The sequence below is a fragment of the Dysgonomonas sp. ZJ279 genome, from assembly GCF_011039205.1.
Classification (GTDB): Bacteria; Bacteroidota; Bacteroidia; order Bacteroidales; family Dysgonomonadaceae; genus Dysgonomonas.
Genome location: NZ_JAAKEL010000006.1, coordinates 173,165 through 184,936, shown reverse-complemented (window position 1 = coordinate 184,936; position 11,772 = coordinate 173,165). Strand labels below are relative to the sequence as shown.

The 11,772-nt window shown below is 38.6% G+C and carries 7 protein-coding genes; 1 reads left to right on the top strand and 6 read right to left on the bottom strand.

Translation table 11 applies throughout. The features are described 5' to 3' along the window. Positions 1-4: 4 nt before the first annotated feature. The 5 genes from G7Y57_RS09860 to G7Y57_RS09840 all read right to left on the bottom strand — a co-directional run bounded on the left by G7Y57_RS09860 (position 5) and on the right by G7Y57_RS09840 (position 9,016). Complete coding sequence (locus G7Y57_RS09860; RefSeq protein WP_165023153.1) at positions 5-868, bottom strand: YitT family protein; 864 nt, start codon at positions 866-868, stop codon at positions 5-7. 8 nt (positions 869-876) lie between these two features. Continuing rightward, positions 877-3,678, bottom strand: a complete 2,802-nt coding sequence (leuS, locus tag G7Y57_RS09855; RefSeq protein WP_165023150.1) for a leucine--tRNA ligase — start codon at positions 3,676-3,678, stop codon at positions 877-879. A gap of 129 nt (positions 3,679-3,807) precedes the next feature. Then, positions 3,808-4,629: a hypothetical protein gene (locus G7Y57_RS09850; RefSeq protein ID WP_165023147.1), complete on the bottom strand. Its 822-nt coding sequence runs from the start codon at positions 4,627-4,629 to the stop codon at positions 3,808-3,810. A gap of 26 nt (positions 4,630-4,655) precedes the next feature. Further along, positions 4,656-6,665 carry an SUMF1/EgtB/PvdO family nonheme iron enzyme gene (locus tag G7Y57_RS09845; protein ID WP_165023144.1) on the bottom strand — a complete coding sequence of 670 codons (2,010 nt, stop codon included), beginning with the start codon at positions 6,663-6,665 and terminating at the stop codon, positions 4,656-4,658. Positions 6,666-6,751: 86 nt separating this feature from the next. Then, a complete protein-coding gene (locus G7Y57_RS09840) occupies positions 6,752-9,016 on the bottom strand; it encodes a GH92 family glycosyl hydrolase (RefSeq protein ID WP_165023128.1) in 2,265 nt (754 codons plus the stop codon). 373 nt (positions 9,017-9,389) lie between these two features. On the opposite strand from G7Y57_RS09840, the gene G7Y57_RS09835 reads away from it, so the two are divergent. After that, positions 9,390-9,959 (top strand): outer membrane beta-barrel protein, encoded by a 570-nt coding sequence (locus G7Y57_RS09835; RefSeq protein WP_165023125.1) that lies wholly within the window; start codon positions 9,390-9,392, stop codon positions 9,957-9,959. A gap of 97 nt (positions 9,960-10,056) precedes the next feature. Here G7Y57_RS09835 and G7Y57_RS09830 read toward each other — a convergent pair whose 3' ends face one another. Beyond that, on the bottom strand, positions 10,057-11,631 hold the full coding sequence (locus tag G7Y57_RS09830) for a ribonuclease E/G (RefSeq protein ID WP_165023122.1): 1,575 nt from the start codon (positions 11,629-11,631) through the stop codon (positions 10,057-10,059). Between the last annotated feature and the right edge of the window lie 141 nt (positions 11,632-11,772).

Genomic DNA, 11,772 nt, shown 5'->3' with positions numbered 1-11,772 from the left:
TTTGTTATCTTATTTGATCAAAACCTTCCCCATAAACGCCTCGCACAGTGCTTTGCGAGATAAATGCTTTTTCATCGATACTTTTTATCAATCGGAACATATCGATTGCTTCCGATCTTTTGGCTAAAACTACGATTACCTTAGTCGGTTTTTTTGAGTACCATCCCATCCCGTCGAGCACGGTGCAACCTCTATGCAATTCTTTATTTATGGCATTAGCGATAATCTCGTATTTTTCGGAGAAGATAAGGACCTGTACCGATTGCCTGAAGCCATTTATGACCATGTCGATCGAGTAGGTCATTACGCCCATAACGATGAGTCCGGCTATTATTTTTTGATAGTCCTGAAATACCAGATAAGAGCAGCAGATGATTATAAAATCGCATAATAGCATACCTCGCCCGAAAGCGATATTCTTGTATTTATTGATGAGAGCCACTATAATATCCGTGCCTCCCGTACTTCCATTAGCTGTGAAAACCATTCCTATACCTGATCCGCACATCATAGCGCCGATCACTCCCGAAAGGAGAGGTTCTTCTTCTATGATGGGTCCCGTAATATATGTCTGACACAATGTTAGTAGTCCGGTTAAAACAAAAACTCCATATATTGTTTTTACAAGAAACTTAACACCCAGCACTTTTAATGCTATAATCAGTAATATACAGTTGACACTGAAGTAGGTATATTGTAATGGTATTTTTGCCGAATATTCAACTAACAAGGCAACCCCAGCCAGACCACCGGTTACTATGCCTCCCGGTTTGATAAACCCGATAAGGCCCACAGCATAGAGAATAAGACCTATCGTAATATTCAGATAGTCTTTCCAATAAAAGTCTTTTAAATATCTTTTTGGCATAGGTTCTTTTATAGAACGATATTTACAATTTTCTTAGGTACAATAATTACTTTCTTCGGGGTCTTTCCTTCCAGCCATTTCTCTGCGCTTTGGTGGGCTAAAACCGCTTTTTCTATTTCGTCATTTGCAGTATCTGCTGCAAACTCGATTGTGAATCGTGCTTTACCATTGAAAGAAATCGTATAGTTAACAACGTCTTCTATCAAATAGTTCTCGTTGTATGCTACCCATTGTGCATCGCAAACCGATTCAGTATTGCCTAAAGCATTCCAAAGTTCCTCGGCAACAAATGGTGCAAATGGTGCAAGCGTTATAATCAGATCTTTTAGGATAGTGCGTTTGTTGCATTTTAATGCACTCAACTCATTTACACAAATCATAAAGGCAGCGACTGAAGTATTGAACGAAAATGTTTCAATATCACCCGTTACTTTCTTTATCAATTTATGTAACGCTTTTAACTCGTCTTTGGTCGGTTCTTCGTCTGTTACTACAAATTGATCGTTCTTGTAGAACAAGCTCCACATTTTGCGTAGGAAACGATTAACACCATCGATGCCGTTTGTATCCCATGGTTTCGATTGTTCTAATGGTCCAAGGAACATTTCGTATATACGAAGCGTATCGGCTCCATATTTTTCTACAATATCATCAGGATTTACAACATTGAATAGTGATTTGGACATCTTTTCTACTCCGTGCCCACAGATATATTTATCATCTTCTAATACAAATTCTGCTGTGGCAAATTCTGGTCTCCATGCTTTAAATTTATCTAAATCTAAAACGTCGTTGTCGACTATATTTACATCCACATGCAGTTGCGTAGTCTCGTATTGATCCTTCAGGTTTAGCGAAACAAATTTATTTGTACCATTAATACGATATACAAAACTGCTTCGTCCTTGTATCATTCCTTGATTAATAAGCTTCTTAAAAGGCTCATCTTCACAAGCTACGTTGATGTCGAATAGGAATTTATTCCAGAAACGGCTATAAATCAAATGCCCTGTAGCGTGTTCCGTACCTCCGATATATAGATCGACATTACGCCAATATTCGTTCTTGTCTTTAGCAACTAATGTTTGATCGTTGTTCGGATCCATGTAGCGTAGGTAATAGGCTGACGATCCGGCAAAGCCCGGCATGGTGCAAAGCTCTAAAGGAAATATTGTTTTATTATCTATTTGGGTAGTATCAGCCACTTTATTATTTACCGTATCCCATGCCCATTTAGTAGCACGTCCAAGAGGTGGTTCACCTGTTTCGGTCGGTAAGAATTTGTCTATCTCCGGTAATTCTAAAGGAAGCTTGTCAATAGGAAGTATGTAAGGCATGTCATCCTTGTAATAAACAGGGAATGGCTCACCCCAATAACGTTGACGTGAGAAGATTGCATCGCGTAAGCGAAAATTCGTTTTCAGGCGGCCAAGACCTTTCTCTTCTATATGTTCTTTTGTTCTTTCTATTGCTTCTTTTACTGTCAATCCGTTTAAGAATCCAGAGTTCACCATGATGCCTTCTTTTGCATCGAAGCTTTCTTCCGATACATCACAACCTTCTATCAAAGGAAGGATTTCCAAACCGAAATGTTTAGCAAATGTATAGTCACGACTATCGTGTGCAGGTACAGCCATAATAGCGCCTGTTCCATATCCGGCAAGTACATAATCCGAAATCCATATAGGGATTTCTTTGCCGTTCAACGGGTTGATGGCATAAGCCCCCGAGAATACACCCGATACCTTTTTGTCTGCGATGCGTTCACGCTCTGTACGGCGTTTTGTGGCTTCTACATACTTATCTACATCTGCTTTTTGAGCATCGGTAGTTATCATAGATACATAATCGCTTTCGGGAGCCAGTACCATGAATGTAACCCCGAATATAGTATCGGCACGTGTAGTAAAGATTTCGAATTCGATATCCGAATCTTTCACTTTGAATTTCATTTCCGCACCTACACTTTTACCGATCCAGTTCTTTTGCGTTTCTTTTATGGAGTCGCTCCAGTCTATTTTCTCCAGCCCATCTAACAGGCGTTGAGCATAGGCAGATACGCGCAGACTCCATTGGCGCATGATACGTTGCTCAACAGGATAGCCTCCGCGTTCGGATAATCCGTTGATCACTTCGTCGTTTGCCAATACGGTTCCTAATTCCTGACACCAGTTAACTCTGGTGTTTGCCAGATAAGCTATGCGGTAATTAAGTAATATCTCTTGTTTTTCCTTCTCGTTCTTGTTTTTCCATTCGTCAGCAGTGAACGACAATTCTTCAGTGCAAGAAATATTCATGCCTTGCGTGCCTTGCGCCTCAAATACATCGATAAGCTCTTGTATAGGTCGGGCTTGTTGTTCGTCGAAGCAATAGTACGAATTGAACATTTGGATAAATGCCCATTGTGTCCAATGGTAATATTTAGGGTCGCAAGTTTGTATTTCTCTGCTCCAGTCGAAAGAGAATCCAATCTTATCCAATTGCTCACGGTATCTTTTGATATTTTGAGTAGTTGTGATAGCCGGATGTTGTCCGGTTTGTATCGCATATTGCTCTGCGGGAAGTCCGTAGGCATCGTAGCCCATCGGATGGAGAACATTAAAGCCTTGTAGACGTTTGTATCTTGAATAAATATCTGATGCTATATAGCCTAGTGGATGTCCTACATGAAGACCCGCACCCGAAGGGTAGGGGAACATGTCGAGGACGTAATATTTAGGTTTGGCAGTATCTTCCGATACTTTATAAATTTTGTTATCTATCCAATACTTTTGCCAGCGTTTTTCGATCTCTTTAAAATTGTATTCCATGACTGTTTTTTTGCAGTTTTACTTTGCCGCAAAGTTAGTTATTTCTTTGGACAAAAAGAGTATAAGATAATGGAAAGTTAAAGGCTGTACTATCATCCTGATCAGGTAAGGAAGATAGTGTAATTATTATTAATAATTATTTGTATTAACCATCACATCCAGAGCGACTGCACCTACTACAAGGCTAGTCCCTAGAAATATATTTGCGAACGTAGTATTTGCAGGTTTTTCGATATAGAACAAATCTCCTCTTTCTGCCAACTCTTTAGACATAGATTTTGGCGTAAGAGATGTCGATTTTATTATATTTTTCAAATAGAAGCTTTGTTCAAAAACTATGGGTTTGTTATTTTCCGCATATACAGTCAGATAACTTCTAAATTTCAGAGGAGTATTTTCTTCTTCGAAGTTTACTTGTTTAACCTTCACAGTCTGATCATTTTTATCAGTCATTAGCATATTCTTATATTCCTTTTTGGGGATAACTTCGAGGTCTACCCCTGTTAAACGAAGAGGTTTATGACTAATCATCGTGTTTGGCGGAATAAAACTCACGTATTTTGGCAAATTGATATTTCCTCTGAAATCGCCTTGGAATTCACCGACACTATTATAAAGCATAGGCATATCATCTATAAAATAGCCATTTACATTGCCTCCCATTTCCAGCTTTTCACCTCCATAGGTAAATGCTACATCATTAACTATTAGGGCTGACTTTTGCCAATCAACATACAAGGGCTGGCTCGATTTATTAAATACTGTAATCTGGATAGGGGCACTTTCGCCATTGAAGCAATAAGCAATCCAGAGACTGTCTTTTTCTATTAAGAAATCTCCATTTTCTACTTGCTCTACGTCTTCACTATTCGAGCTAAGCGTCGATAGAAAATAGGTAGAAGAACAAGATACCAGCAATGGAAAGAATAGGATATACAAATACTTTTTCATGTTATGATAGATATAATGTTTATATTTTATTTACTATTGCTTTTATTTGTTAGCCACTCCAAATTGAACTGATAGTGAATGCCGCTGCTAATCAAATGTATTATATTGTCCGGTGATTGTGTTGCCGCCAGATAACCTTGGGGTTCGGCTTGAGTTTCATTCATCAGGAAAAATCCGGTCCATGCCTGTCCGTAAAGTAAACGTTCTTTCCCGTCAGTTATTAGTTTCTTTACAGGCCAAGTTTTACCATCGTCCCAAGAAAGAGCTGCATACATTCCCTCTCCCTTGTGTTTTTCGCCTTTCGGATTAATAAATTCCATCCCTCTTTCCCCATTATTTTTTAATCGGTAGGGATGATTGGTGAATGAAATCAACATAATAGGACCTTCGTTAAGCTTCATGAGCACTAAACGTTGCCCACCGTCAATCGGGGGGAATATGGATGCCGAATATGTCCAGCTTTCGCCAAGATCGGAGGATATACTCATAGGCATTCTCCACAGACTATCTTTGTTCTGTATTGCATCTCCTCTGCCTAGTGCCATCAAGTTTCCATTCGAAAGTTCGACAATACCGGCATGGATACCGGCTATGCTTCCGCCTTTATCACCTTCGGTAAAATTATTAGCTTTTCCTTTTCCCGGGTCTTGCCATGTTTGTCCATTATCTTTACTTATGTGCATTGCTGTACCTCCATTACTTTCGGGACTCGCATCTGCCAATTGGATAAGGTATCCGGCTTTAGTCCGAATTGTTCCCGATATAACCTGATGCCTTTTCTTATGTTCGGGTGCTATTAATTGAGGCTTACTCCATGTCGCGCCATTATCGGTGCTTGTTCGCTGCGCTATTGCCAGATTTTGCCAATCGCCTGCGGCTTCTACTCCGTTTGTGTGAATAAGCCTACCTTGTTCATCGTTGAATAGTGCAGAGCCGGTCATGTTACGATCGGGTACTTTAAAAAATAACGAAGCCGGATCCCATGTTGCATTGCCGTTTCGAAGGCGGCTACCTAGTATTACCATTTCGCGGCCATTCTCTTGATTGGCAGAAAACCAGATAGTTAGTAGATCTCCATTGTCGCACCACGTGATGCTTGGACAATGGTTATGATTATAGAAAGGAATATTGCTATTGCAGTCGGGTGGTATGATGTAGTTTACAGGCTCTTTGAATATCGGAGTATTGTCGATTTTCCAATCAAATTTAGCTTGATTTACATCTTGCATAAAAAAAGGAATTGTTTCCGATTTTGAATAATAACCGATTTCTGGGTGCTCTCCTTGCACCACTCTAAAGCCTGTAAGCCAATGTTTATCCTCAGGAATCATCGCCATTCTGTTTGCCGATCGCAAGAATTCTACGGGTGTTCCATGACTGCCACCACGGGTAACTTTATATAATCCGTCTTTTGCCCCCAATGGATCAGTTTGCTCCTGTAATTTATACGGGGCATACCAATCTGAGCACCATTCTTCTACATTGCCATGCATGTCGTAAAGTCCAAGAGTATTTGGTCTGGTTTGACCAACTTGTAAGGATACTGATACAGGATCACGATATAGTTTCTGATTCTTCAGGAAAGAATCGGGTAATGAAATTCCAGTCCAATAGGGAGTATATGTTCCTGCTCGACAAGCATATTCCCATTCTGCCTCGGTCGGTAAACGATAGGTTATTCCTTCTTTTTTTGATAACCATTCGCAAAATGCAATAGCATCGTGGTAGCTGATATATATCGCTGCATCATCGTCATTTTCAGAAAATCCATATTTGCCTCTGTATTCTTTGTGGGAAGGATCAAAAGCCTCATATTGCGCATTTGTTATTTCTGTTGCTCCCATTTTGAATGGTTCTGTAATATATACTTTATGAAGTGGAGCTTCATCAAAATTCTCACCCTTTCCTTCCGATCCCATCCAGAAGTAGCCTTGAGGAATATCGACAAGATTTATGTTGAGGCTATTGCTATTTCCTTGTGAGTACAGAATTGCAGAAAATAAACAACTGTAGATGAGAGTAAGCGTTTTCTTCATAGGTTAATCAATATATAGAACAATAAAAATACAAAAAAATAAAGGCTTACATAATTTGCAAGCCTTTATTTATAAGTTATCTGATATTATTTAGCCATTGGTTTGACTAAATATTTAATTTCTTTTGCTCCTGTCAATTCTTCATGTGTTATGCGGTAATTTTTTAGTTCTTTGCCATCGACTCTTACACTGCTTATATAATCAGGATTTGCAGCATCCATAGGTTTCACTTTTTCAATAACGACTTGTCCCGATTTATAAAATTTAGGATCGAGTTTGATCGTCACTTTGTCGAATGTCGGTGTTACTAAGGTATAGTCGGGGCGTCCCGGACAAACAGGATAGATCCCCATCATATTGAAGACTGCCCATGTAGACAGTGTTCCTGTATCATCATTTCCCGGTAGTCCACCCGGAGTATTTGTAAAGTGTTTGGCTAGAACCTCTTTGATGATTTTTTGAGTACGCCACTCTTCGCCTTTCACATCACTGAACAAGTGAGGATAGATAATATCAGGTTCGTTAGTCGGGTCGAAGTATCCGTTGTCGAAGACCGATTGTAGCTTTTCTGTGAATTTTTTAGGTCCACCCATCAACTTCATTAGTCCGGGAATATCATGCGGTACTGCGAATGTATAGTTCCATGCATTTCCTTCATGAAAACCCGGGTTTGGTTCGAAGTTTGCACCCAATAACGGATCGAATGGAGTCAGGAATGTACCGTCGGGAAGAATTGGGCGGAATGTTCCGTATTCTTTATCATAATAATGCTTGTAGCCTAAAGAGCGGTCGTGAAACAATTTAGCATCTTCTTTTTTGCCCAACGCTTCTGCAAAGCGAGCCAGATTCCAATCGGCAATATAGTATTCCAAAGCATGTGAGACTGAGTTGTCAAATTTACCTCTCAAAGGTACATAACCATATTTCATATAGTCGTCATTGTCGGGACGAAGCATGTTTTCGGCACCTGGAGTTGTTGCCGATTTATAGAATGCTTCGTAGGCTGTTTCTATATCAAAATCGCGTAACCCTTTCATATATGCATCTACAATAACAGGGATCGAAGGATCGCCTTCCATCGTGTACGATTCGCGGCTGTAAAGTTCCCATTTAGGCATCCAACCATGTTCTTTATACATATCTATCATCGAATGCATCATTTGCAATTGACGATCGGGATAGATAAGTGTCATCAACTGATGCACATTGCGATATGTATCCCAAAGTGAAAATACTGTGTAGCGGTTCTCTTTAGTCGTTTTTATTTCAGAACTTTCCATTGCAGGGTATTGTCCGTTTACATCTTGTAGGATATTAGGATGGATAAGGGCATGATACAGTCCCGTGTAGAATACTGTTTTTTGCTCATCAGTTCCTCCTTCTACAAGAATGCGGGATAGGTCGTCGTTCCATTGTTTACGGGCAGCGGCATGTATACCATCAAAATCAGGCTTAGGTTGTTCTTTGTTCAGGTTTTCACGTGCATTTGCGATACTGACAAAAGATACTCCCATTTGAACAGTAATAGCCTCATTTTCTTCTGTGTCGAAAGTGAAATATGCACCAACATCGTCACCTGCAATTTCTTTTTCATACTTTGTGTATAATTTATATTTTCCTGCATCGGCGTTCCAGTCTTTTTCCCACGCTAGTCCTGGGCGTTGTAGTTTCCAATAGCCTGTTGTTTTAGGGGCTTTACTTAAGCGCATTACAAAATAGATAGGAAAAACAGCCTGGTTAGCCGTGTAGCAGAAAGTGCCTAATAGTTTCGTTCCTTCTATCTCTCTATCATTGACTTTACGAAGCATACCTCCCGATTCGTTCGTCAGTCCTTCGCCAAGATTAAGTAGGATATGGCTCTGACCTTTTGGGAAAGTGAAGCGGGATATACCTACACGCGGTGTAGCACTGGCTTCAGCTTTGATATTGTATTTGGTCAGAATGTTTGAGTAATAACCGGGACTTGCTGTTTCTTCTTTATATTCACTTCCATAGTTGTGATAGTCAACATCTAGTTCACCCGTTGTTGCAGTAAGTAATAAACTACTCATATCCGGACAACCAACGCCACTAAGATTTACATGTGCAAAACCTGTAAAATAGCTATTTGCGAAAGAATATGGAGTCGACCACCAACCAGTGTCTTTATCTCGTTTATTAAGATCGGAACCCATAACGTTGAAGGGTGTTACCGACATGAAACTTTGTGGGCAAACTGCCCCTGGATTTGTTGTTCCATAGTTTGTTGTTCCAATAAATGGATTTACATAATCTACAGGTTGTTTCTGTGCATAACTAAATCCGGAGTATGCCAAGAATGAAAAAAGTAAGATAGATGTCAGTTTTCTCATGATTTTCGTTAGGTTATTATTGATTAATACAAAGATATATTTTTAAATTAATATAATATGTCTGTGAAAACGCTTATTAACAATGGATGTCTATTGAATATTTTGCGATTTAATGTTAAAATATAATAAGTGTGTATTTTAAGTGTATTTATTTAATTGCTTATTTTAAGAATGTTTTGTTAGATATACTTCGAATCTATTCTTTGGGCTAATTGTTGCAGGTTTTTACGTTAAGGATAGTATTTGTTTGTTTTAGTAATGTGTGAATATATATTAAGTTTGCCTTCTGTATTAGTTAAATTTAAAACAAATTAATAAAAAGTTTGTTTTATATTCTTTAAATAAGCGTCTTTATTAATTAAATTATTTATTTATGAAAAAGATAATTGTATTCGCTATACTTCTATTAGGAGTAAATGTGGCAAAAGCCCAGATAAGCCAGGGAAACGTTTTAGTAGGAGCTAATGTGGCTGATTTAAATTTGACGTTTGATAGTCAAACGTCTTTCCAATTTACACCTAAGGCTGCTTGGTTTATAAGAGACGGACTAGCAGTCGGAGCTTACGGACAGTTTGGTTTAAACCATGTTAATGGGCAGGATGGAAATGTTTATACTTATGGAGTAGGACCTTTGGCTCGTTATTTTGTTGGTGTCGATAAGGTTCCTGCTTTTAGAAATACTAAATTCTTTGTTGAAGCTAATACTGGCTTTCAGGGGATTAGTAATAGAGTGAATAGTTCGAACACTACTGGTTTAGGTTTTGGATTTGGTCCCGGTATTTCTTATTTTATTACTCCTTCTGTGGGTATTGAAGGTTTGCTGAAATACGATGGTATAGTTGGTTTCGGTTCATCAGCTTACACTCATGGTCTTTCATTTGGGGTTGGATTCCAAATCTATCTGCCTTCTAAAAAACTAGTGAAAGAAATAAAAGACTTTTAAGTATAGAAAAAGTCTTATCTTGACCGAATTAGGTGAGATAAATGAGAATAATAAAAGCCCGATAATTAATTGTCGGGCTTTTATTTATTGTAGATTTCTACTTTATTTCAAAATCTTGTTTCATATCTATTTCATCTTTGTTTTCATCATAGAAATGATATTCGAGATATGCTAGATTCTGGTTTGGAATTATTTTAATTCCTCTGCCATATCTCCATCTCCATTTCATATTCAATGATATAAAACCTTTGTTGATGAATGCTGCTACATATGGGTGTACATGTAAAGTAAATTTCTTCACGTTCAATTGGTTAACCAAATAGCTTATTTTCATGCGCAAGGTGTCTGTAAATAAAATAGACGGTCTTATCTCCCCTTTGCCAAAACAGTTCGGGCATATTTCTGTGGTCGATATTTCCATCTCGGGTCGTACGCGCTGGCGAGTGATTTGCATCAATCCAAACTTGCTCAATGGCAATATGTTGTGTTTGGCACGATCCTTAGACATTAATTCCTGCATTTTAGCTATTAGCTGGCTACGGTGCTCTCCTTCCGTCATATCTATAAAGTCGATTACGATAATTCCCCCCATGTCTCGTAATCGTAATTGTCGGGCTATCTCCTCTGCTGCTGCGGAATTTACTTCCCAAGCATTATTTTCTTGTCCTGCTTCAGGGTTTTTAGATCTGTTTCCGCTGTTGACATCTACAACGTGTAACGCCTCTGTGTGTTCAATGATAAGGTATGCTCCATTTCGGAAAGTAACTGTTTTGCCGAAAAGGGCTTTAATCTGCTTTGTAACATTGAAGTTATCAAATATAGGAAGCTCTCCTGTATAGTCTTTTACTATATTCTTCTTCTCGGGAGCAATAATTGTTATATAATCCTTTATCTGATTAAGAGTTTCTTGATCATTTACATGGATCTCCTGAAAGCTCGGATTGAAAACGTCTCGCAGTAAGGCTACGATACGTCCAGTCTCTTCGTAAACAACGGTTGGTAATTTACTCTTTTGTATTTTCGGTAAATTATCTTCCCATCGTCTAAAGAGAGTTTTTAATTCTGTATCCAATTCTACAACCTTTTTTCCTTCGGCTACAGTTCGTACTATAACTCCGAAGTTCTTAGGTTTGATACTCTGTATCAACTGGCGAAGTCGGGCACGTTCCTCTTTCGATTTTATTTTCTGCGAGACAGAAACTTTATCGTTAAACGGAATAAGCACGAGAAAACGTCCTGCCAGTGAGAGTTCGGCTGTAAGCCGTGGTCCTTTCGTCGAAATTGGTTCCTTTGCAATTTGAACAAGAATTTCTTGTCCTGATTTTAGTATATCGCTGATTGAGCCTTCTTTGTTGATATCCGGCTCTAATTTCATTTTAGAAATATTGGGGAATTTCTTTTTGTCAGCAATAGCCTGTTTGTGAAATTTGTCTACAGACCTGAATTGAGCACCAAGGTCTAAGTAGTGAAGAAAAGCATCTTTTTTGTACCCTATATCTACAAAAGCAGCGTTGAGGCCGGGCATTATTTTCTTTACTTTGCCGGCATAGATGTTACCAACTGCAAACGATGCATCTCTTCCTTCTTTCTGTAACTCGACTAATTTTTTATCTTCGAGTACAGCGATTGAGATTTCGTTCGGTTGAACATCAACTACAAGTTCGCTATTCATATTTTATTTAATTATTAGGGTGTAGAAGATTAAACATAATTCTTTGACTAAATGTTTAAACTAATAAGTGGATTTGTTTATTCCTTGCAGATAAACCTATTTCTCAAAATACACAAAGAACAAACCTAAAATCTATTAATT

Coding starts and splice junctions, on each gene's coding strand:
- G7Y57_RS09860 (WP_165023153.1), bottom strand. CDS start 868: ATGCCAAAAAGATATTTAAAAGACTTTTATTGGAAAGACTATCTGAAT.
- leuS (WP_165023150.1), bottom strand. CDS start 3,678: ATGGAATACAATTTTAAAGAGATCGAAAAACGCTGGCAAAAGTATTGG.
- G7Y57_RS09850 (WP_165023147.1), bottom strand. CDS start 4,629: ATGAAAAAGTATTTGTATATCCTATTCTTTCCATTGCTGGTATCTTGT.
- G7Y57_RS09845 (WP_165023144.1), bottom strand. CDS start 6,665: ATGAAGAAAACGCTTACTCTCATCTACAGTTGTTTATTTTCTGCAATT.
- G7Y57_RS09840 (WP_165023128.1), bottom strand. CDS start 9,016: ATGAGAAAACTGACATCTATCTTACTTTTTTCATTCTTGGCATACTCC.
- G7Y57_RS09835 (WP_165023125.1), top strand. CDS start 9,390: ATGAAAAAGATAATTGTATTCGCTATACTTCTATTAGGAGTAAATGTG.
- G7Y57_RS09830 (WP_165023122.1), bottom strand. CDS start 11,631: ATGAATAGCGAACTTGTAGTTGATGTTCAACCGAACGAAATCTCAATC.